Annotated in this window: 18 protein-coding genes; 7 read left to right on the top strand and 11 right to left on the bottom strand. The window is 42.0% G+C overall.

Going from position 1 to position 22,072, the window contains the following annotated elements; genetic code table 11:
* Nucleotides 1–30 precede the first annotated feature (30 nt).
* Nucleotides 31–2,481 carry a penicillin acylase family protein gene (locus Xbud_RS06295; protein ID WP_099135259.1) on the top strand — a complete coding sequence of 817 codons (2,451 nt, stop codon included), beginning with the start codon at nucleotides 31–33 and terminating at the stop codon, nucleotides 2,479–2,481.
* A 213-nt stretch (nucleotides 2,482–2,694) separates the two neighbouring features.
* Here the strand turns inward: Xbud_RS06295 and yciH are convergent, their stop codons facing one another.
* The 4 genes from yciH to Xbud_RS06275 form a co-directional block, all read right to left on the bottom strand.
* Nucleotides 2,695–3,018: a stress response translation initiation inhibitor YciH gene (gene yciH / locus Xbud_RS06290; RefSeq protein WP_099135258.1), complete on the bottom strand. Its 324-nt coding sequence runs from the start codon at nucleotides 3,016–3,018 to the stop codon at nucleotides 2,695–2,697.
* Nucleotides 3,011–3,751 (bottom strand): orotidine-5'-phosphate decarboxylase, encoded by a 741-nt coding sequence (pyrF, locus tag Xbud_RS06285; protein ID WP_099135257.1) that lies wholly within the window; start codon nucleotides 3,749–3,751, stop codon nucleotides 3,011–3,013. The genes yciH and pyrF overlap by 8 nt, the downstream gene beginning before the upstream one ends.
* A 99-nt stretch (nucleotides 3,752–3,850) precedes the next feature.
* Nucleotides 3,851–5,020, bottom strand: a complete 1,170-nt coding sequence (gene lapB / locus Xbud_RS06280) for a lipopolysaccharide assembly protein LapB (protein ID WP_099135256.1) — start codon at nucleotides 5,018–5,020, stop codon at nucleotides 3,851–3,853.
* A gap of 6 nt (nucleotides 5,021–5,026) precedes the next feature.
* On the bottom strand, nucleotides 5,027–5,356 hold the full coding sequence (locus Xbud_RS06275) for a LapA family protein (RefSeq protein WP_099135255.1): 330 nt from the start codon (nucleotides 5,354–5,356) through the stop codon (nucleotides 5,027–5,029).
* Nucleotides 5,357–5,915: 559 nt separating this feature from the next.
* On the opposite strand from Xbud_RS06275, the gene ribA reads away from it, so the two are divergent.
* A complete protein-coding gene (gene ribA, locus Xbud_RS06270; RefSeq protein WP_099135254.1) occupies nucleotides 5,916–6,512 on the top strand; it encodes a GTP cyclohydrolase II in 597 nt (198 codons plus the stop codon).
* A gap of 143 nt (nucleotides 6,513–6,655) precedes the next feature.
* On the opposite strand, the gene acnA is transcribed toward ribA, so the two are convergent.
* On the bottom strand, nucleotides 6,656–9,361 hold the full coding sequence (gene acnA / locus Xbud_RS06265; RefSeq protein WP_099135331.1) for an aconitate hydratase AcnA: 2,706 nt from the start codon (nucleotides 9,359–9,361) through the stop codon (nucleotides 6,656–6,658).
* A gap of 236 nt (nucleotides 9,362–9,597) precedes the next feature.
* Here acnA and Xbud_RS06260 point away from each other — a divergent pair, with 236 nt between their 5' ends.
* The 3 genes from Xbud_RS06260 to Xbud_RS19545 all read left to right on the top strand — a co-directional run bounded on the left by Xbud_RS06260 (nucleotide 9,598) and on the right by Xbud_RS19545 (nucleotide 12,058).
* Nucleotides 9,598–10,413: a hypothetical protein gene (locus tag Xbud_RS06260; RefSeq protein WP_099135253.1), complete on the top strand. Its 816-nt coding sequence runs from the start codon at nucleotides 9,598–9,600 to the stop codon at nucleotides 10,411–10,413.
* Nucleotides 10,414–10,507: 94 nt separating this feature from the next.
* Nucleotides 10,508–11,125, top strand: coding sequence for an FMN-binding negative transcriptional regulator (locus Xbud_RS06255; RefSeq protein WP_099135252.1), 618 nt, complete (start codon nucleotides 10,508–10,510; stop codon nucleotides 11,123–11,125).
* 228 nt (nucleotides 11,126–11,353) lie between these two features.
* Entirely contained in the window at nucleotides 11,354–12,058 is a 705-nt protein-coding gene (locus Xbud_RS19545; protein WP_145956615.1) for a hypothetical protein, read from the top strand.
* Nucleotides 12,059–12,139: 81 nt separating this feature from the next.
* Here Xbud_RS19545 and cysB read toward each other — a convergent pair whose 3' ends face one another.
* From cysB to sohB, 3 genes are all read right to left on the bottom strand, one after another.
* Nucleotides 12,140–13,114, bottom strand: a complete 975-nt coding sequence (gene cysB / locus Xbud_RS06250) for an HTH-type transcriptional regulator CysB (RefSeq protein ID WP_099135251.1) — start codon at nucleotides 13,112–13,114, stop codon at nucleotides 12,140–12,142.
* Nucleotides 13,115–13,454: 340 nt separating this feature from the next.
* Nucleotides 13,455–16,052 carry a type I DNA topoisomerase gene (gene topA, locus Xbud_RS06245; RefSeq protein WP_099135250.1) on the bottom strand — a complete coding sequence of 866 codons (2,598 nt, stop codon included), beginning with the start codon at nucleotides 16,050–16,052 and terminating at the stop codon, nucleotides 13,455–13,457.
* Between the two features lie 464 nt (nucleotides 16,053–16,516).
* Complete coding sequence (gene sohB / locus Xbud_RS06240; RefSeq protein WP_099135330.1) at nucleotides 16,517–17,563, bottom strand: protease SohB; 1,047 nt, start codon at nucleotides 17,561–17,563, stop codon at nucleotides 16,517–16,519.
* A 277-nt stretch (nucleotides 17,564–17,840) separates the two neighbouring features.
* Between sohB and Xbud_RS06235 the strand changes: the two genes are divergently transcribed.
* Nucleotides 17,841–18,605 carry a YciK family oxidoreductase gene (locus Xbud_RS06235; RefSeq protein WP_099135249.1) on the top strand — a complete coding sequence of 255 codons (765 nt, stop codon included), beginning with the start codon at nucleotides 17,841–17,843 and terminating at the stop codon, nucleotides 18,603–18,605.
* The gene (gene cobO / locus Xbud_RS06230; RefSeq protein ID WP_099135248.1) at nucleotides 18,605–19,201 is read left to right on the top strand and encodes a cob(I)yrinic acid a,c-diamide adenosyltransferase; all 597 of its coding nucleotides are present in this window, start codon (nucleotides 18,605–18,607) and stop codon (nucleotides 19,199–19,201) included. Before Xbud_RS06235 ends, cobO begins: the two co-directional genes overlap by 1 nt.
* A 107-nt stretch (nucleotides 19,202–19,308) precedes the next feature.
* Here the strand turns inward: cobO and rluB are convergent, their stop codons facing one another.
* The 3 genes from rluB to rnm form a co-directional block, all read right to left on the bottom strand.
* Nucleotides 19,309–20,232: a 23S rRNA pseudouridine(2605) synthase RluB gene (rluB, locus tag Xbud_RS06225; protein ID WP_099135247.1), complete on the bottom strand. Its 924-nt coding sequence runs from the start codon at nucleotides 20,230–20,232 to the stop codon at nucleotides 19,309–19,311.
* A gap of 68 nt (nucleotides 20,233–20,300) precedes the next feature.
* Entirely contained in the window at nucleotides 20,301–20,921 is a 621-nt protein-coding gene (locus Xbud_RS06220; RefSeq protein ID WP_099135246.1) for an L-threonylcarbamoyladenylate synthase, read from the bottom strand.
* A 37-nt stretch (nucleotides 20,922–20,958) separates the two neighbouring features.
* Nucleotides 20,959–21,831: an RNase RNM gene (gene rnm / locus Xbud_RS06215; RefSeq protein WP_099135245.1), complete on the bottom strand. Its 873-nt coding sequence runs from the start codon at nucleotides 21,829–21,831 to the stop codon at nucleotides 20,959–20,961.
* Between the last annotated feature and the right edge of the window lie 241 nt (nucleotides 21,832–22,072).

Raw genomic sequence — 22,072 nt, 5'->3', positions numbered from 1 at the left:
AGATGTTTTTACTATTACTGAGAAAAAAACATGATATTTGAAACGATAAGAATAAAATCCTGCCTTAAAATGTTTACCTTCATTTTTAGCTCAAGCTTATTGGCGGGTTGTCTGCATCACACTCCTACGACCCAAGCTAATAGTCATTTGGATAAATATGCAGAAATACGTCGCACCAGTTTAGGCATTCCACATATTAAAGCCAAAAATTGGGTTGGATTAGGTTATGGCTATGGTTATGTTCAGGCACAGGACAACCTTTGTACTATAGCAGATTCCTTGCTGACTTATCGTGGCGAACGATCCCGATATTTTGGCGGACAAGCCACACTGGTTTATGAAGGGATAACGGATAGAGTGAAAAATCTGGATTCTGATTTTTATCACCGCCATATTCTTTCAGAAGATATGCTGGAGCGTATGATTCAAGCCCAACCTGAAAAAGTCAAACAGCTTGTTTCCGGCTTTACGGCTGGTTATAACCGATACCTGCACGAATTACCCCTTCATAACACTGCTCATCACGCTTGCCGCAATAAAGCCTGGATACAGCCAATCAGTGAACAGGATATTTACCGACGTATGTACGCTGTCTTATTCGCGGAAGGGTATACCCGTATGTTAACTAATATTGTCAGTGCCCAACCTCCCACTACATTATCAACTACAGATATTTCACCCCCAGAATCACCAGTGTCGATAGCTTCATTTCATTTGAACCGTTTGGCAAGTAGAGGCGTTGGCAGTAATGTTTATGGATTTGGAACACAAGCTACCAATTCAGACTCCCCTCTATTATTTGGCAACCCGCATTGGTTTTGGTTTGGCCCAGACCGTTTCTACCAAGCTCAATTCACAATCCCTGGTGAAATCAATGTTAGCGGAGCGTCGTTTTTAGGTATTCCCATTATCCAAATTGGCTTTAACGATAATATTGCATGGAGTCATACCAATTCGGTAGCAGCCCGCATGGGTTTTTATGAACTCAGTTTGGCACCTGATGATCCATTAAGTTACCTCCGTGATGGCAAAAAAATAAAAATGCAAGCCAACATCATTACAGTTCAAGTTAAACAAGATTCTGGCGCTTTGACTCCCGTTACTCGCACATTGTATAAGTCAGAATATGGGCCACTGGTGAATCTTTCCCCGCTACGTTGGGACACAGAAAAAGCATTTGCAGTTCGCGATATTAATCAAGAAAATTTCCGCTTATGGCGAAACTGGTTACGCTGGGGTCAATCTCGTTCTCTTGACGAATTTATTGCTATCCAACAGCAAGAAGCGGCTATGCCCTGGGTGAATACCGTCGCCGTTGGTCGTGGCAATGATCAGGCCTGGTATGCGGATATGGGGGCTGTCCCTAATGTTTCCCCAGAGCAAGTGAAAATTTGTACCACCAAATCCCGCCAAATCTTGGCTGCTCAATTGGCTCCGGGCATTCCATTTTTTGACGGTTCACACAGTTTCTGCGATTGGCAAAGTGACCCTGACTCAGTTCAAACCGGTGCTGTAGGGCCAGCGCGAATGCCCAATTTGCTACGCACTGACTATGTCGCCAATATGAACGACAGTTATTGGCTTACCAATCCCCAATCACCCTTGACGGGTTATCCTGTCATCTTTGGCCCCGATGGTAATAAGCCTGTCAGTATGCGTACACGTTTAGGCCATATAATGGTACAAGAACGTTTACAGGGTCGTGATCAATATCCGGGGAAATTCATCAATAATGAAGTACTCCAGAAAATGGTTTTGAACAGTCGCGTTTTGACCGCTGAATTATTCAAATCCCAACTGTTAGAAAAAGCCTGTCATTCACCGCTGGTCGATGTACAACATGACCCTCTGAATGACATAACCTACTCCTCTCCGCAACGAGTTAATGTAACCACAGCCTGCCATATTTTAAAGGCTTGGGATAATAAAGGTAATATCACCGCACAAGGAGCACATATTTGGGATGGTGTTTGGGATCGTCTGCTGGATTTACCGGATCACATTTTATTTGCCATTCCCTTTAACAAAAATGATCCATTAAATACACCACGTAAACTGCATGCTGATATAACAGAAACACTCCGGCAAGCACTGGGAGCCACTGTGCTGGATTTAAATCACCGTGGATTATCACTGAATGCACAACGGGGTGACTATTTATATTTATCGCGAGGAAATAATCGTGTTCCTTTATATGGTGGCTGTGATGAAATCGGGTATTTCACTATCGCTTGTGTAAAAAAGATCGATGATACAAAACTCGATACCTTTGGCAACAGTTACTTACAGCTTATTGGTTTTCCAAATAATAAAGTAGAAGCTTATACTTCACTATTAACCTCATTGTCAGATGATCCTGCTTCGCCGCATTATAGTGACTCCACCCGTTTCTATAAGGCTAAACAATGGTTACATTTACCATTTGAAGAATCAGAAATCATCTCAGACCCAAATTATAGTCTTCTGATTTTAAAAGATTAATGTCTGGACGTTATTTGAGAAAGCCTACTGTAGATGAGCTGTATGTTTATAAAAACGGTGACCGAGGTATAGTTGAAAAAAGAGTAGCGCAGCCAACAAAGCTGCAACTTGAAAGACGACAGGTATAGACTATTATCACAAGCTACGCAGTTAATTTACTGCATAGCTTGTGAAATTTATGAAATGAGTATCAGGTGAGGATGAGAAACTAAATCAGCCACCAGCTAATTTCACTTTCATTCCTTTCGCTTCCAGTAATTGTTTCAGCAAATCACGCTTATCACCCTGGATTTCAATTTCACCATCCTTAGCAGAGCCACCACAACCACATTTTTTCTTCAATTCTGCGGCTAGCTTGGCAAGCGTTTGGTCATCAACATCAATACCTGTGATCACACAAACTCCTTTCCCTTTACGCCCACTGGTTTGACGTTGAATACGCACGATACCATCACCTTTAGGACGAACAGATGCCACTTTTTCTTCTTGAATACGACCAATATCTGTCGAATACACCAGGCGAGAATTATTATCCATGAACGATCCCAATAGATTGATTAATTCGCTGTAATGCCAGTGCGGGATTTTCAGCACGAGTAATCGGACGACCAATGACCATATAATCCACACCTGCCTGAATGGCTTGTGGTGGCGTCATAATACGGCGTTGATCTCCGGCATCTGAACCTTCAGGACGAATACCCGGTGTAATCAATTTGAATTCCTGACCATATACCGCTTTCAATTGCTGAGCTTCATGGGCTGAACAAACCACACCATCTAAACCACATTGTTTGGTTAATTTTGCCAGACGTTCAGCATGTTGTGCTGGTGCCACATTAATACCTGTTCCCAACAGGTCAGACTGTTCCATGCTGGTCAAAACAGTTACGGCAATTAACAACGGAGCATCTTTACCATAAGGCAATAATGCCTCTTTGGCTGCGGTCATCATTCTCTCCCCGCCACTGGCGTGAACATTGACCATCCAAACCCCCAATTCTGCCGCCGCAGCCACGGCTCTTGCAGTTGTGTTAGGAATATCATGAAACTTGAGATCCAAAAACACGTCAAAACCACGTTGATGTAATACCTGAATAAATTGTGGGCCATTTAATGTAAATATCTCCTTACCCACTTTCAGACGGCAGGACTGTGGATCAATCTTATCGACGAATGCCAGTGCTGCATCCTGATTGTCATAATCCAATGCAACAACAACGGGTGATTCAATCTGTTTACCTAAAGCTTGGGTTGTATGAGATGTCATTCTTCGGCCTTTAATTTACTAATGAACTTTATTTCGTGAATGAAAACTTCATAAATGAAAAAAACATGTCGAAAAGTGCCACCAATAATCGTGACACTGTCACTGACCATCTAAGCCACGAATGGGTTTGATGGTGTCCCATGAGCGACATGAAGGGCAATGCCAATAAAGGGAGCGAGAAGTAAAGCCACATTTATAACATCGATAATCTGGTTTAGTTCGGATCTGCTCACCCACCATATTACGCAGAAGGATTAAACTTTCTTTCGCCCGGCCTTCTTCTGCATCTGCCAAATGGTAATCCATCAGGCGATAAAATAGACGCATTGTCGGGTGACTTTCCAATTGACGATTAATGTAATTTTGGGCGATATCACGCCCCTCTTTTTTCTCAACAATATCAGCCAAATGAAGTTCAGCAATTGCACCACAATCTTCTTCTACACAGCGTCGAACAAATGTTTCCCACTCTTCTGGTTGGGCAAGATTCTGATAACACTCCTGCAACATTGGCAAGGATTCGCTGACTAACTGTTTATCCTGCTCAAGAATGCGTTTAAGTACCTCAATCGCTTTGAGATATTCTTTTTGCGCCATATAAATACGACCGAGCATGATCGAAACACGGGCACAATTCTTATCTGCCTGAGCTGCTTTGCTCAAATACCCAATGGCATTACTGAAATCCTCTTCTCCCATACCTTGCAAAGCCAATTCACAATAAAAGTGGGCAATCTCTTCCCGAAACTGCTGTTTACCCAATTTGACCAATTTCTCAGCGACATCAATAGCTTTGCTCCAGTCGCTGGTTGATTGATAAATAGTTAGCAAGGAGTTAAATGCATTCTCACGAAAATCCTTTTCATTGACTAACTGAACAAACATATTTTCTGCACGGTCATACAGCCCGGCCACTGTATAATCTCTTCCAAGCTGCTGAATAGCGAGTAAACGTTGTTCAAATGTCAGGGAGGCGCTTTCCATAAGGGATTGGTGAATACGGATGGCTCTTTCAACTTCACCACGAGAACGGAACAGATTGCCTAGCGTTAAATGCGCTTCAAACGCTGAACTATCTTCCTTTAGCATATCAAGAAATAGATCAACCGCCTTGTCTTGCTGATTGGAGAGTAAAAAATTAACACCATTAACATATTCACGCGACAGGCGGTTTGCGGATTGCTGCTTATCTTGTTGAGCACTTCTGCGTCCCATATACCAACCATAAGCTGCAGCAATGGGAAGCAACAGAAACAACAGCTCTAACATGGAGAATTATTCCTTGTTTAAAACTACTGGAGAGGCAGTTTTAGCGGCTGGTTCTTTAGCGGGTAGCTCAACTGGTTGTTCCAACTGAGTCTCCAGACGCTTAATTTTACGTTTGGCGCGTCTTAGTGACATACAGGTACGCAGATAAAATCCCCCACAAATTCCCCATCCAAGAGCAAAACCGATGGCAAACAATACCGCCAGCAGAGTGGATATCGAATAATCGCCTTTGGCAATCAGATAATTAAATGTTACTACTTGATTATTATTCGTTCCCAGAGTGACTGAGATAACAAAAACAACCAGTGCCAGTAATAAAATCACAAAATATTTCACATTGTTTCCTGTTATCGATTGTTGCTGATTAATATGCCGAATAACAGACATAGCGGCTTGCTAAATTAGCATTTCTCGTCTACGCAAAGGAAGCACTTTATCGCACCAAACCAATATTTATCCCTTTTTGTGGCAATATTCTACTTCGCTTCCCCGCAGTTCCGTCACTATATTGAAATGACAACATCCAATCTTTCTCCCAAAATACGTTTATAGTTTAGCATGCTAAATTACTGTAATTAATTTCTCTCATGTGTTATCTGCAAACATCTTTATCTACGGACAAAAATATAATTTCTGTTATAATCCGAACGCGTACATGCGCTGTAATCAGAGAAAATTTTGCGCGATTTTAGCTGATTTCCAAACTGGTATTGTTCTAAGTATCACAATATTTATACCCTATTGAATTCAAGATGCAGCGTGACGGTTAAGGGAACAGATCTCCGGGAGCATAGATAGCTATATGCTAGGTGACTGGGTGAACGAACACCGCCAACAAACTGTGGCTTGAAAACAACGGGTATATAACGAGCTAAATCAACATATGAATACAAAAATGCAGCTAAAACGAGTAGCTGAAGCTAAGCTGCCTACTCCCTGGGGCGAATTTGTGATGATTGGGTTTGAAGAGATAGAAACAGGCCGTGACCATGTTGCCCTCGTGTATGGTGACATTTCAGGTGATAACCCTGTTTTATCCCGCATCCATTCAGAATGCCTGACGGGAGATGCTTTATTTAGCTTAAGATGCGACTGTGGTTTTCAGTTAGAGGCTGCTCTGTCACAAATCAGCAAGGAAGGCCGGGGTGTTCTGCTGTATCACCGCCAAGAAGGTCGTAATATTGGTCTGCTGAATAAAATTCGCGCCTATGCATTACAAGACCAAGGCGTTGATACTGTCGAAGCCAACCATCAGTTAGGTTTTGCTGCTGATGAGCGGGATTTCACTCTGTGTTCAGACATGTATAAGTTACTGGATGTTCGTGCTATTCGTCTTCTGACAAACAATCCGCAAAAAATTGAGATTATGCTAGGAGCAGGCATTAACATTGTCGAACGAGTGCCACTGGTTGTCGGGCGTAACCCTAATAACGCTTACTACCTGGATACAAAAGCTCGTTTAATGGGGCATTTATTGTCCAAATCCAGTTAATAACTTTTTTTGTAAAAATGAAGACTGTGAAAAATAAAAACTGCGTCGGTGTGGGCGCAGTTTTTATTTCTGTAGATTTGAACTTTGTAGCTTTTATTGCTGGATATATATCACTGGATATCGCTTTCGCTATTTAATTTCTGCTATTTCGACATATTACGGATCACATAATGCAATATGCCGCCATTGTAGAAATATGCCAGCTCAGTGTTGGTATCAATACGACAACGGGCATTAACCCGTATTTCCTCCCCGCTGGCATAAGTGATTTTTACCACAATAACCTGTCCGGGTTTGATGTCACTTAATCCGTTGATATCAATACGCTCGTCTCCCGTCAGATTAAGTGTTTTGCGACTGACACCCTGCGGAAACTCTAATGGCAATACCCCCATACCAATCAGGTTGGAACGGTGAATACGTTCAAAAGATTCTGCAATGACTACCCTTACTCCCAATAGCCTGGTTCCTTTCGCCGCCCAGTCACGACTGGAGCCAGAACCATATTCTTTGCCAGCAATAATAGCCAGCGGGTTTTTCTCTTCCTGATAGCGCATGGCTGCATCATAAATAGCCAGCTGAGTTTGCGATGGAATATGACGTGTATATCCACCTTCAATACCGGGCACCATTTCATTGCGGATACGAATATTGGCAAAGGTTCCACGCATCATAATTTCATGATTTCCACGCCTTGAGCCGTAAGAATTGAAATCTTTCGGAGCCACACCATGTTCCTGCAAATATCTTCCTGCCGGACTGTCAGTCTTGATATTTCCTGCGGGAGAAATGTGATCCGTGGTTACCGAATCCCCCAGAATTGCCAGAATATTGGCCTGATGGATATCAGTCATCGGCTCAGGTTCCGGTGTCATGTTATTGAAGAAAGGCGGAAGACGAATATAAGTTGAATCTTGCTGCCAGGAATAAGTGACTGAACTTTCAACTTCCAATGCCTGCCAATCTTCATCACCGTCAAAAACAGCGTTATATTCTTTATGAAACATCTCTGTTCTGACTTTTTCGACTGCTTCAGCCACTTCTCTGCTATTCGGCCAAATATCTTTCAAATAAACATCATGGCCTTGTCGGTCTTGCCCTATTGGCTCTCTGGTCAGATCCTTCTTCATGCTGCCGGAAAGCGCATAAGCAACGACAAGTGGTGGAGAAGCTAGCCAATTGGTTTTGACCAAAGGATGAATGCGCCCTTCAAAGTTCCGGTTACCAGAAAGTACCGCACCAACGGTCAGATCAGCCTGTTTAATCGCCGCCTCAATCGGATCTGGCAATGGGCCAGAGTTACCAATACAGGTAGTACAGCCATATCCCACGAGATTAAAGCCTAGCTTTTCAAGGTAGAGCATAAACCCTGCCAGTTTCAGATACTCTGTTACGACTTTTGACCCCGGTGCCAATGAAGTTTTAACCCACGGTTGCCGTTGTAAACCTTTTTCAACCGCTTTCTTAGCAAGTAAACCAGCGGTCATCAAGACACTGGGATTCGAGGTGTTTGTACAAGACGTGATAGCCGCAATAACAACAGCACCTTCCTGTAACGAAAAAGTATGGTTATCAAAAATCACAGGTACAGCTGTCTGACCCCCTTGTTTTTTCTGGAGATCCAGATCCATAGCGGATTGGAAAGCCTTTGGAACATCGCACAGTGCAACCCTGTCCTGAGGCCGTTTTGGCCCCGCCAGACTTGATTCCACCGTAGACATATCTAACTCCAGACTACTGGTGAAGATAGGTTCATCACCTGCATTCCGCCATAACCCCTGCTGTTTGCAATAAGCTTCAACCAGTGCAACTTCATCTTCACTACGTCCGGTTAATCTCATGTAATCTAAAGTAATTTCATCAACAGGGAAGAAACCACAGGTCGCACCATATTCCGGTGACATATTGGCGATAGTTGCTCTGTCAGCCAATGGTAAATCAGCCAGACCATCACCATAGAATTCTACAAACTTACCGACCACACCGTGCTTACGCAGCATTTGTGTTACAGTCAGAACCAGGTCCGTCGCAGTGATCCCTTCACGTAATTTACCTGTCAGTTTGAAACCAACCACATCAGGTATCAACATGGAGACAGGCTGCCCTAACATCGCAGCTTCGGCTTCAATTCCGCCAACACCCCAACCGAGCACACCAAGCCCGTTAATCATCGTAGTATGAGAATCTGTGCCAACCAATGTATCGGGATAGGCAAAATCTTTTCCGTTATGATTTTCATACCAAACTGCCTTACCCAAATACTCAAGATTAACCTGATGACAGATCCCCGTTCCGGGCGGTACAACGCGGAAACGATTGAACGCTTTTTGCCCCCAACGCAAAAATAAATAGCGTTCATAGTTACGTTCCATTTCGATCTTAACATTATCTGCAAGTGCCTGTTCAGTGCCGAATTTGTCCACCATAACTGAATGGTCAATCACCAAATCAACGGGAGATAATGGATTCACTTGTTCAGCATTTCCGCCAAGCCGTAAAACAGCTTCTCTCATAGCTGCAAGATCGACTACAGCAGGTACTCCGGTAAAATCCTGCATCAATATACGTGCCGGACGATAGGCAATCTCCCGCTCTGCATGGCCGCTTTGTTGCCATGCCACCAGCGCTTTCAGATCATCTTCAACAACAGAATCACCATCAATGTTACGCAGGAGGTTTTCAAGCAGGACTTTCAGAGATTTCGGAAGACGGGATATTTCACCTAATTGCTCAGATAACAAAGACAGACTGTAATAATGGTAGGTTTTACTGCCAAGGGATTTACTGTTAATGGATTTATTGTTAATGGAAAGTGTTGAGGCACAGTCCGTTTTCAACTTAAACGACATAACTCCTCCATTTTTATATTTATGATCAGCGACACCATTAAACATAACATATTCGTGAATAATTGTTGTCCAGCTATCACACATTTTACTAACACTCTGTAAATCCTCATTTATTGATAAATTTTAGTGATGACAACCGCAAAATGGATGTGTTTTATTAACGAGCGGAACGGATATTCAGTGCTCTGAATATATCCTAAAAATAATTATTTCTTATTAATGATTGGAGGTGAACTATGGATAAAGAAATTATCACAAAACGTGAAGAATATTTAGATCAGATCAAGCAAGCCGAACAATTTTTCTTCTATGATATTGAAGACCATTTCACCTTGTCTGATCATCGATTCAGTGATACCGATGGCCTGGTTCAGTTTGTCATTACTTCACAACTCAGTGATAAATCCACTATTATGAAGAAACTGAATGAAATAAAGAAAATCCAGATAGCACTTTCTTCCATTGCTACTGATTATATCATCAAATATTCCAATACTCGTGGACGGCAATACAGAACAGATGTGCAATTTTGGGGTGATGTTATGGGCAAACTACCCTTAGTGAGCATCCGAAATATTGAAGAACAGACATACCATCACGTTATGAAAGGATTTTCTATAGCAACAAATTTACTACAGCTCATTATGGATATCGTTGTGAATACACAGTCCCCAAGTATGAAAAGCTTTTCTCAGTTCCTGCAAAAACAAGGAGATGCCATCAGACTTGGATTGAAAAAAAATAGCGATCACTATTCCACTCTCACATTAGCAAGTGTCATTGAAGCTGTTGGGAGCGAAGATCAAGTGATATATATTCCCAAAATGAAACTCTACAAACTGGATTTTGATAGAAGTAATTCAGAAGTCACATCAAATTGTGCTTCTAATGAAACTATTAATGTTGAATTTATCTACTCTTGCTGCGTATCATTATTTGATTATCAAGCATTAGAAGATCCTGAGATAAAAACTGCCTTTGAACGATTTATCCTTAAAAATAAACAATCCTCGATAGAAAGATCAGATAATTTTTTTAATGGCGAATTTTAAATTTAGCTTGAATACATAATCCAGGCAATTAACATACCAATTTGTCAGCGCTATTCTTAAGCCACTTGAACAAATCTATATCGGAGTCACAAACATGTATATACCTCATAAAATGAAAATGAAAAACCAAGAAGATATCACTAAATTTATTTCTACTTATAGCTTTGGATTATTAGTTTCTCCCTCTTTAACCGGAACACATCTTCCATTTATATTTAATCCTCATGAAGGAGAAAGAGGTGTTTTATACGGCCATATTGCCAAAGCTAACCCGCACTGGAAAGAGCTGGAAAATCAAAACGTTTTAGTTGTTTTTACTGGCCCACACTCCTATATATCCCCTACGTGGTATGAATCCACTCATGCCGTTCCAACCTGGAATTACACGGCTGTTCATTGTTACGGTGTCACAAAATTTTTAAACTGTGAAGAAACCAAATTGGCTTTAGAAGAATTAGTCAACAAATATGAGCCTGGGTTGATGAAAAATACCGAATTAATGCCAGAAGAGTACCTTAGTAAACAACAACAGGCTATTATCGGATTCAAAATTATCATTAATGAAATACACGCTAAGGAGAAATTAGGACAGCATAAAAATCAAGGCGATCAAAAAGGTGTCTTTACTACCTTACAGGCAAATAAAACAGAAGATAACAAAGAACTCGCTAATTATATGAAAGTGCGTAGTATCGGCACAGGAGAATCATAAGCCACTTTTCGTATTATTTTGAATAAGTTAAGTATACGAATCTAGCTTAAATTATTATTACCTATTAAAAAATATCTCTCCAGAAATAATAATATTTCAGAATGAAAACAACATGCCATATGAAACTAAACAACAAGTATACATTAGCAAAATTTGCTTGTTATTTGGTGATAATAGTTGGATAACTATTTATCATAGTAATTGTTTTGCATTTTTACGGAGAGATATATGATTTATTTAGCCAAGTATTTCGAGCAGTTACATAAGAACCGACTTATTAGGGAATATACAAGAAGCTCCGATGGAATAAAATCATTACACATAAGATATAATGATTTCAGTCAATTACGTATCCCGAATGAACCACAAATATCAGACGATATTATACATAACCTATTGGCAAGTATGGGGTTCACACAAAATAGTCCTGGAAGGTATATATTGTGGAGTGGTCATCCCTATAATATAAATCTAAGTACATACATGCTTTCTATTGTACCTCATCTATCATATTGCTCTAATAAACATGAAGCATTAGAAAAATTTAAATCTTCATACAACATTTTTCTTTCGTCACAATTACAACAATCTTCCTCGTCCACGCCTCTTCCATCACAAGAATATTATGAACACTACATGAGTGGGAATATTCCAGGGCCATCGAACTTACAACAACCACTCACACAGCCAAGAACCAGAAATCTGCACAGAAGAGGTTTTCAGCCTCCATCTAGTACAGTATCCGAACATAACCCTCCTCCTTATGAAGCACCACCCACCTATTCCTCAGCACCTTCCTATGAAGCACCACCTAGCTATGATGCGCCTCCCAGTTATGATTCATTAGGCTTTGGCCAAGGTTCATCAGCACCTTCACAAGCAGGAAACAGAAGTTCCAGAGGAGCTAAACATCGCAGAGGATCCAGAAGATAAAGACGCTATTCACAAACGACAAAAACCGAGGAAAATAACTCTTGCTATTTTCCTCGGTTCTTATTAGCTCTTTTTACTTTTTTATACAATCGGTAGTTCAATATCCTTGAACATTTCTTCAATTTCTTCATTAGACCGCAATGCAATAGCTCTATCCACAACATCACGGGTTAAGTGTGGAGCGAAACGCCAGATAAAATCATACATGTAACTACGCAAAAAACTGCTGCGACGAAAACCAATCTTAGTTGTGCTGTAACTGAACTTATCACGCATATCAATTCGCACCAAGTCACTCTCCTGAATGGGTTCTACTGCCATACTGGCAATAACCCCGACTCCCAGCCCTAAACGAACATATGTCTTAATGACATCCGCATCTGTCGCAGTAAATACAATTTTAGGTTTAAGACCAGCACGATCAAAAGCGACATCCAACTCGGAGCGCCCCGTAAAACCAAAGGTGTATGTCACAATCGGATACTCTGCCAGCTCCTCAATGGTTACATTTTGCCTTTCTGCCAGTGGATGATCTTTAGTGACTACCACAGAACGATTCCAGTGATAACAAGGTAGCATGATGAGATCGCTATAAAGGTGAAGCGCTTCAGTTGCTATTGCAAAATCACTATTCCCTTTACAGACTTCCTCTGCAATTTGGGTTGGAGAACCCTGATGCATGTGAAGGGACACATTAGGATAACGTTTAATAAAACCTTTAATAATGGGAGGTAAAGCATACCTTGCTTGTGTATGTGTGGTGGCAATATATAGAGAACCACGATCCGGATAGGTATGCTCACTGGCAACGGAGCGAATCGAGTCAATTTTCGACAGGACTTCACGGGAAATACGGACAATTTCTTCACCAGCCGGCGTAACGTGTGTCAGATGTTTTCCACTACGCGCAAATATTTGGATACCCAACTCATCTTCAAGCATCCTTACCTGTTTGCTGATCCCTGGTTGAGAGGTATACAACCCTTCCGCCGTAGAAGATACATTCAGGTTGTGGTTAACCACTTCTACAATGTAACGTAATTGCTGCAATTTCATATCAGCACTGTCCCTAAGTAGTGTTATGTACGAATGTTTTTGTAGTTTAAATCAGCTCTATATTGCTAATAGTTATTCACTTATAACCATATAGAATATATTCTTATAGGCATATAACTACTATATCACTTGCTGTATATATATATAACAAATAATTAGGGTCGATAACGATTATTAAGCACACATTACTGAAATATTATGCTTTCATTCTAAATGAAAACAAAAAAAGCCAGTCCTGACAACTGGCTTTTCAGAAATAAAAGTTATACTTTAAGTAAAAAAAGAAATATCTATCTGATTATATTTCAATATACTGACTGACAATCCAACATCAAAATCATTATTTCTCTTTAACTATCCAGGCACCATCAACAAAAAATGCTGTCCATCCGGTCGCTTTGCCATTCTTCTCTGAAGAAACATATTGTTGTTTTGTCTTACGACTAAAACGCATAACAGTCTTATTACCTTCAGGATCGGCCACAGGCGCTTCCGCCAGATAACACAGTTTCTCCGGCAGACGCTCCTTAAACCTCACAAGTTCTTCAACTAAAGGTGCGCGTGTTTCACGTGATTTCGGGAATGTACTGGCAGCTAAAAACACACCAGCGGCACCGTCACGCAGGACAAAATAGGCATCAGATTTTTCACATGGCAATTCAGGTAAAGGAATGGGATCTTCTTTCGGTGGTGCAACTTCCCCGCTACGAAGGATCTTACGGGTATTTTTACACTCTTCGTTTGTACATCCCATATATTTACCGAAACGTCCCATTTTCAGGTGCATTTCTGAGCCACATTTATCACATTCAACAATAGGCCCATCATAACCTTTGATACGGAATTCTCCGTTTTCTACTTCATAACCATCACACGCAGGGTTATTACCACAAACATGCAATTTACGCTGGGTATCAATTAGATAGCTATCCATCGCCGTCCCACATTTGCTACAACGACGACGGGCACGCAGCGCATTAGTTTCCGCATCATCCCCTTCAAGAATATTCAGTATTTCATTTTCCGGGATCAAGTTAATGGTTTGTTTGCAACGCTCTTTTGGTGACAGCGCGTAACCTGAACAGCCAAGAAATACGCCTGTAGTTGCCGTGCGAATCCCCATTGGACGGTTACAGGTCGGACACTCAATAGAGGTGATAACCATTGGATTCGGGCGCATTCCGCCCTCTTCTGGGTCTTTGCTGGCAACGTCTAATTGCTGACTGAAATTGATGAAAAACTCATCCAGCACTCCTTTCCAATCAGCTTGATCATTCGCAACGTGGTCAAGTTGATCTTCCATTCTTGCCGTAAAATCATAGTTCATCAATTCGTTGAAATTCTCTCCCAAACGATCATTGACAATTTCACCCATTTTTTCCGCATAAAAGCGACGGTTTTCAACCCGCACATAACCACGATCTTGGATAGTGGAAATAATTGATGCATAAGTTGATGGGCGGCCAATGCCACGCTTTTCTAATTCTTTGACCAGAGAGGCTTCACTGAAACGCGCTGGTGGTTTAGTGAAGTGCTGACTTGGCAGCAACTTTTGTAAATCAAGATCAGTACCTGTTTCCACAACAGGCAAAGTACGATCATCGTCCCCTTTACGTAACGCCGGCATGACTTTTGTCCAGCCATCAAAACGTAAAGTACGGCCTTTTGCCCGCAATTCGAAATCACCCGCCTGAACTGTCAGCGTAGTAGAATCGTATTTCGCAGGTGTCATCTGACAGGCAATAAACTGACGCCAGATAAGCTGATACAGTTTCTGGGCATCCGCTTCCATGTCTTTCAGCTCTTCAGCCATGACATCAACATTAGAAGGCCGGATAGCTTCATGAGCTTCTTGCGAATTCTCTTTGCTGCTATAGACATTAGCCTCTTTAGGCAGGTATTTGTCACCAAAGTTGTCACGAATGTAACCTCGAACCATACCCAAAGCATCCTGACTTAAGTTAGTTGAGTCAGTACGCATATAAGTAATGTGACCTGCTTCATATAACTTTTGCGCCATTGTCATGGTTTTCTTAACACCAAAACCAAGTCTGGTGCTGGCAGCCTGTTGCAAGGTAGAAGTAATAAATGGTGCACTCGGCTTACTTGAGGTTGGGCGGTCTTCGCGATCGATGACTTTATATCTGGCTTTTTCAAGCAGAGACACCGCCGCTTGTGCCTGCTCCGCATTAACTGGCTTGAATGGTTTCCCCTCTTGATGGGTAACTTCCATATGGAGCTCAACGTCCCCTTTAGCCATTAAATCCGCATATATCTGCCAGTATTCTTCAGGAACAAATGCTTTGATTTCGCGTTCCCGTTCAACAACAAGCCGAACCGCTACGGATTGAACCCGCCCGGCAGACAACCCCCTGGCAACTTTTTTCCATAGTAGTGGTGAAACCATGTAACCAACTACACGATCCATAAAGCGACGTGCCTGTTGTGCGTTAACACGATCAAGGTTCAAGTCACCCGGTTTATCAAAAGCCTGAGTGATCGCATTCTTTGTAATCTCATTAAATACAACGCGACTGAAACGCTTATCATCCCCGCCGATCACTTCCCGCAAGTGCCATGCAATAGCTTCTCCTTCGCGGTCAAGGTCCGTTGCAAGATAGATATGCGCTGCTTTTTCAGCCAGCGTTTTCAGCTCTGCCACCACTTTTTCTTTGCCGGGCAAAATTTGATAATTCGCTACCCAACCATGATAGGGATCGACTCCCATTCGGCTAATCAGTGCTGTTTTCTCATCTTTTTTGGTTTTCTTTTTATTCTTATCGGTAGATGAGCTCGAACTCTTTTGACTTGCCGCACCACTGGTCGGCAAATCACGGATATGGCCTACACTGGATTTCACAACGTAGTCATTCCCCAGATATTTATTGATTGTTTTGGCTTTTGCCGGGGACTCCACTATAACAAGAGCTTTACCCATAGTTACCTTTACCTAATTATCTTCTTTTCAGATGGCGAAAATTACGGAGTTATATTGCGTGCGGTATATAAAATAGATCTCTTTTTATATTGCGATAGATTCACAAGATATCAACTAATTTTTATCTTTGACTTTAACTTCACCGCCAAACCCTTTGAAATATATGAGATATTTTATACATAAACGCATACCATGCAATTGTATGGTTTAACCGTTGTAAACAAAATCTTCCATCTGCGTGACAAAAATCCCACACTCTACCTGATAAAAAACGATGCGCAACAACTTATTTTTTTGAGAAGCACAATAGATGAAAACTGAAACAATCCCGGCTAAGTAAGTGTGGTACAAAAAAGTCTTGCACTGATTTTATGAAAAATAATGCGGATAATAGAAGCATAAACCATCATATTATCCGCCATATCTGTTAACGCTTACTGCATGTTTTTACTGTCAATTCACTGTCAAAGCAGCGGTTTTTGGCCTCTTTGCCACCAGCGCATAAACAATTTATCAACATTTTCCATTGCACTTCCCATGAAACGCTCCACCACACGTTTACGGCGAGAATAATTAACACCAATAACTTCACAGTGTTCAATTTGTGCAATCAAAAAATCATCACTAACACCGATTTCATCAATCAGACCATGCTCTTTTGCCTGTGTACCATACCAATATTCACCAGTTGCAACTTTTTCTACATCCAAAGCAGGACGATATTGATGAATAAATGATTTAAATAATTTATGAGTTTCATTCAGATCTTCCTGAAACTTCTGCCGTCCCTGCTCTGTATTTTCGCCTAAAAAAGTCAAAGTACGCTTATACTCCCCGGCAGTATGAAGTTCGATATCAATATCATTTTTCTTGAGCAACCGATGGATATTTGGCAGCTGTGCCACTACGCCAATTGAACCGATGATAGCAAAAGGTGCAGAAATAATACGATCAGCCACACAAGCCATCATATAACCACCACTTGCCGCAACCTTATCTACAGCGATTGTCAGACGTATACCTTTTTGTTTCAGGCGAGCTAACTGAGATGCGGCAAGCCCATAACCATGTACCATCCCACCGGGGCTTTCTAAACGCACTAAAACTTCATCTTTGCTGTCAGCCACAGCCAGGATAGCACTAATCTCTTCACGCAGAGAATCCACCTCGTGGGCATCCATGCTACCTTTGAAATCAACAACATAAAGGCTAGGTTTCGGTGAACCTTTCTGACCAGCTTTGGCCGTGGCCTTTTTCTGTTTAGCCTCATCTTTCTGCTGTTTTTTTAGCTCCTTCTGCCAGATTTTTTGCTCTGCTTCACTCATTCGAGCCTGCTGCATCTGACGCTGCTTTTCCTTATATGACTCACCAAGATTGGTCAGCCGTAATTCTCCTTTATGCATCGTCTTACGCACACCTACTCCAATACAAAATACTGCCAAAATGACGACTGCCAAGACTATAGTCACTACTTTGGCCAAGAACAGTCCATATAGAGAAAAATACTCCACAGATCCACCTTTCTTCATTTATGATGAACAATACGCTTCATTTTAACTAAAAACCTGAGATAGCGCTCTAACAGTTTACTTTTCTCGATTTCATCAAAGCTATTCCGTTCTATCAAAGTTATTCCATCAAAACCATTCATTAGCATCGCTCATACAAGCACATACAGATAAAGGGCATACATTCTTTTGTCAATTTGACGAGAGCACTAAGTTTTGTTCTGATAATAAATTGTATATGTCACCTTCAGATTTAAAACAGTTTATGGAAAATAGTCAGATGTTAGATTACCAACCCAATAATGACCTGCTGCAACAGAAAATCATTTTAGTTACTGGTGCTGGTGATGGTATTGGTCGTGAAGCGGCATTAACTTATGCCCGCCACGGCGCACAGGTTATTTTGCTTGGGCGCACAACTGCAAAACTGGAAGCAGTTAAACAGCAGATCGAATATGAAGGCGGTTTACCTGCTACTGTTTATACAATGGATCTTTTAACTGTGACTGCTGAAGAGTGCCAGACCTTTGCCGATGAACTGGCACAACGTTATCCCCGTCTGGATGGCATGTTACATAACGCTGGTTTGTTGGGGGTTGTTGCTCCCATCACAGACCAACCCGTTCAACTTTGGCATAATGTTATGCAAGTGAATGTGAATGCCACTTTCATGCTGACTCAGGTTTTGATCCCGTTGTTACTGAAATCCCCCAATGGTTCTTTGGTATTTACCAGTTCCAGTGTGGGGCGTGAAGGAAGAAGTGGCTGGGGCGCTTATTCTGTTTCCAAATTTGCTACAGAAGGTTTAATGCAGGTTCTGGCAGAGGAATACCAGGATACACCTCTGCGGGTCAACTGCATTAATCCAGGTGGAACCCGAACCACCATGCGTGCCAGTGCATTTCCTGATGAGAATGTGGCGAAATTAAAGACACCAGCCGATATTATGCCGGTATATCTTTACCTGATGGGAGAGGACAGTTTGCATGATTCAGGCATTAGTTTTGATGCTCAACCGGGCCGTAAGGCAGGGCCAGCCAAATAATGACAAGAGATAACAGCCAGTACCAAAAGAGACAACAACGTCTGAAAGAAAAAGTTGATGCCCGCATTGAAGCAGCACAACAGGAACGAGGTATTGTCATGATCTTCACCGGAAATGGCAAAGGGAAAACAACTGCTGCATTTGGCACTGTTACCCGCGCCATTGGTCATGGGCAACGTGCTGGCGTGATCCAATTCATCAAAGGAACATGGGAAAACGGAGAGAAGAATCTATTGGCACAGCACGGTGTTGAATTTCATGTTATGGGAACCGGGTTTACATGGGAAACACAAAATCGTGAAGCTGACATCGCAGCTTGCCAGTTTGTGTGGCAACATGCCCTGACGCTGTTATCCGACTCTTCAATCCAGCTTGTTGTGCTTGATGAACTGACGTATATGGTCAACTACGGTTATCTGGAACTTACCGATGTTCTTACAGCCCTCAAACAGCGCCCTGCCAACCAGTCCGTCATTATTACCGGACGAGGTTGTCATCGTGAGCTGCGTGAATTTGCGGATACAATTACAGAGATGCGACCAATCAAGCATGCATTTGATGCCGGCATTAAAGCGCAGAAGGGCATTGATTGGTAATATATTGATTAGTAAAATATTGATTGACTAATAAACTAATGAAAGCCGCTATTTCAAAGATCAGTAACTCAACTGCTTTATTCAACTGAAATAGCGGCCTGAGAAGATTAACGGCCTTTAAGCGTCGTTTTTCTTCCTGTATTTTGGCGAGAGCTGCTTGCCGGGCGTTTTCCGGCTGGGCGGGAAGTCACCTGAGCATGTCGCCTTACTGCACGACGGATCTGATTGGCTTTGATACGGCGTTGTTCGCGTTCAACCGCAACTTTAGATACGGTCTCTTCATTCAGGCCAACCAACTCACGCAAATAGTTAGTCTGCTCCAGCCCTAATTCAGTCCAGCCGCCACGAGGTAAACCTTTCGGCAGGTCAATATCACCGTAACGGACACGGATCAAACGGCTGACCTGTACCCCAACCGCTTCCCACAAGCGTCTGACTTCGCGGTTGCGTCCTTCTGTCAATGTGACGTTGTACCATTGGTTTATACCTTCTCCGCCTTTAAAAGAGATAGTTTTAAATGAAGCAGAACCATCTTCCAGTTGTACGCCTTGTGTCAACTGACGCAATTTGGCATTGTCCACTTCGCCAAAAACACGAACAGCATATTCACGTTCAACTTCACGGCTCGGATGCATCAGACGGTTTGCCAGTTCACCATCTGTGGTAAACAACAACAGACCACAGGTATTGATATCCAGACGTCCTACAGCAATCCAGCGAGCACCCTGCATTTTCGGCAGGCGGTCAAACACCGTCGAACGCCCTTCAGGATCGTGTCGGGTGCACAATTCACCTTCTGGCTTATAATAAGCCAAAACACGACAAACTGTTTTTTGTGACTCTTTGATATTTAAGAGTCGTCCGTCAAAGCGGATTTTTGTGGCGGGTTTAACTTCGATTCGATCACCCAACGTTGCGATCTTACCATCAACACTAATGCGCCCCTGTTGAATATATCCTTCAATTTCACGGCGTGAGCCATGACCAGAACGCGCAAGAATTTTTTGTAACTTTTCTGTTTTATCGCTCATTGAGCAACCTCTGTTGTCGCCTTCACAGGCGTCGTATGATAAAAAAATAAAAAAGTGGGGACTTCATCTTATAAAAAAGGCGTCACATCACCTTCGCCTTCGCGAAGAACCACTGGTGAATCTCCAGTTAAATCCACTACCGTTGTCGGTTGCTGCCCAAGATAGCCACCGTGAATGATTAAATCAACTTGTTTACTCAAAGTATCTTTAATCTCTTCCGGATCAGACTCGGCAAAGTCATTGCCCGGTAAAATCAGGCTACATGACATCAAAGGTTCACGCATTGCTTCCAATAACGCCAGCGCAATAGGATTAGAGGGAACTCGCAACCCAATAGTTTTACGTTTCTCGTTCATTAAACGGCGAGGTACTTCTTTTGTTGCCTGTAAAATAAAGGTGTAATTGCCGGGAGTATTATTCTTGATTAACCGGAACGCCTGATTGTCCACATGGGCATAAGTTGAGATCTCTGACAGATCACGACACATCAGAGTAAAATTGTGCCGTCCACCTAATTGACGGATACGACATATACGGGTCATGGCATCCTTATTCTCAAGGCAACAACCAATGGCATAACCTGAATCAGTAGGATAAATAACAACTCCACCCTTTTTCAGCATCTCTACACTTTGCTCAATAAGACGGGTTTGGGGATTATCAGGGTGGATATAAAAAAACTGGCTCATAATGATAACCTCTACTTCTATTATGCAGCTTTAAGTTCTATGCAGCCCCAAGCCGTGACCAGTCGTGCCATATCGGTACAACATCACCGGGTAACCACAAATTACGACCGAGTTCTATCCATGAACAAGGTTGGTGAAAATCCGATCCTAATGATACTTTCAGCTCATATTCTCTTGCCAGTTGACCAAGTTGTTGCCTTTCATTAGGTGCTTGTTGACATTGCGCAACTTCCATTGCATCACCGCCATGTTGTTGAAACCAGGCTATTAAGCGTTTTAGCCATTTCATCGACAAACCATATCTGCCGGGATGAGCAATGACAGCCTGCCCTCCCGCTTGGTGAATGGTTTCAACAGCCTGCTCGATTGTACACCATTGGGGCGGAACATAACCGATTTTTCCCTTTGCCAGATATTTTTTGAAAACTTTCTGGATCGTCGGCTCAACTCCCGCTTCAATCAAATAACGGGCAAAATGTCCGCGAGTAACCTGCCCGCCATTAGCTAATCGAGATGCCCCTTCCCACGCATCGGGAATACCTGCTTTAGCTAACCGACGCCCGATTTCAATGCCACGCTGTTTCCTTAAATCAACCTGATTAGCCAGAAATTTTCTTAAGGAAACAGAATTGATATCAATATTTAAGCCAACGATATGAATTTCCAAATTCTGCCATAACGTCGAAATTTCAACGCCGGATATTAACATTAGTGGCAAGTTATTTTGCTGGATATAGTTTAAGGCAGGTGAAATACCTTCCGTCGTATCATGATCAGTGACTGCTAATACATCAATGCCCATGGAAATCGCTCTGTCCACGAGCTGTTCAGGTGATAAAACGCCATCTGAAGCAGTCGTATGGCTATGCAGATCATAGCGTCTTGTCATTTCACTGGCAGCTTCAGCCATTGTTTTTTACCTGTTTTGTTGGGTGGGGAAACAAGAAAACTATCTATCACGTGATATCAAGCACGAAGCGAGAATAATAACACAGTAGGTGGAATTAAAGGGGTTAATTCCTGAATAGATTTCATTATTGACTGGAAAAAAAATTGAAACCCTATCTATCTATGATTCAAGTACCAAGTGACAATGATAATATAGAAGATAGGGTTGAAAGTGCATGATTATTGGTTGTTTTTATTTCTTA

It is taken from the genome of Xenorhabdus budapestensis (genome assembly GCF_002632465.1).
GTDB classification, from domain to species: domain Bacteria; phylum Pseudomonadota; class Gammaproteobacteria; order Enterobacterales; family Enterobacteriaceae; genus Xenorhabdus; species Xenorhabdus budapestensis.
This window is presented reverse-complemented; position numbering and strand designations above follow the sequence as displayed.

Bases quoted from the DNA above. Each gene is read 5' to 3' on its own strand.
- ribA (WP_099135254.1), top strand. From the start codon at position 5,916: ATGCAGCTAAAACGAGTAGCTGAAGCTAAGCTGCCTACTCCCTGGGGC.
- Xbud_RS06220 (WP_099135246.1), bottom strand. From the start codon at position 20,921: ATGAGCCAGTTTTTTTATATCCACCCTGATAATCCCCAAACCCGTCTT.
- lapB (WP_099135256.1), bottom strand. From the start codon at position 5,020: ATGTTAGAGCTGTTGTTTCTGTTGCTTCCCATTGCTGCAGCTTATGGT.
- Xbud_RS19545 (WP_145956615.1), top strand. From the start codon at position 11,354: ATGATTTATTTAGCCAAGTATTTCGAGCAGTTACATAAGAACCGACTT.
- cobO (WP_099135248.1), top strand. From the start codon at position 18,605: ATGACAAGAGATAACAGCCAGTACCAAAAGAGACAACAACGTCTGAAA.
- Xbud_RS06235 (WP_099135249.1), top strand. From the start codon at position 17,841: ATGTTAGATTACCAACCCAATAATGACCTGCTGCAACAGAAAATCATT.
- acnA (WP_099135331.1), bottom strand. From the start codon at position 9,361: ATGTCGTTTAAGTTGAAAACGGACTGTGCCTCAACACTTTCCATTAAC.
- rnm (WP_099135245.1), bottom strand. From the start codon at position 21,831: ATGGCTGAAGCTGCCAGTGAAATGACAAGACGCTATGATCTGCATAGC.
- Xbud_RS06255 (WP_099135252.1), top strand. From the start codon at position 10,508: ATGTATATACCTCATAAAATGAAAATGAAAAACCAAGAAGATATCACT.
- topA (WP_099135250.1), bottom strand. From the start codon at position 16,052: ATGGGTAAAGCTCTTGTTATAGTGGAGTCCCCGGCAAAAGCCAAAACA.
- pyrF (WP_099135257.1), bottom strand. From the start codon at position 3,751: ATGACATCTCATACAACCCAAGCTTTAGGTAAACAGATTGAATCACCC.
- Xbud_RS06260 (WP_099135253.1), top strand. From the start codon at position 9,598: ATGGATAAAGAAATTATCACAAAACGTGAAGAATATTTAGATCAGATC.
- cysB (WP_099135251.1), bottom strand. From the start codon at position 13,114: ATGAAATTGCAGCAATTACGTTACATTGTAGAAGTGGTTAACCACAAC.
- yciH (WP_099135258.1), bottom strand. From the start codon at position 3,018: ATGGATAATAATTCTCGCCTGGTGTATTCGACAGATATTGGTCGTATT.
- rluB (WP_099135247.1), bottom strand. From the start codon at position 20,232: ATGAGCGATAAAACAGAAAAGTTACAAAAAATTCTTGCGCGTTCTGGT.
- Xbud_RS06295 (WP_099135259.1), top strand. From the start codon at position 31: ATGATATTTGAAACGATAAGAATAAAATCCTGCCTTAAAATGTTTACC.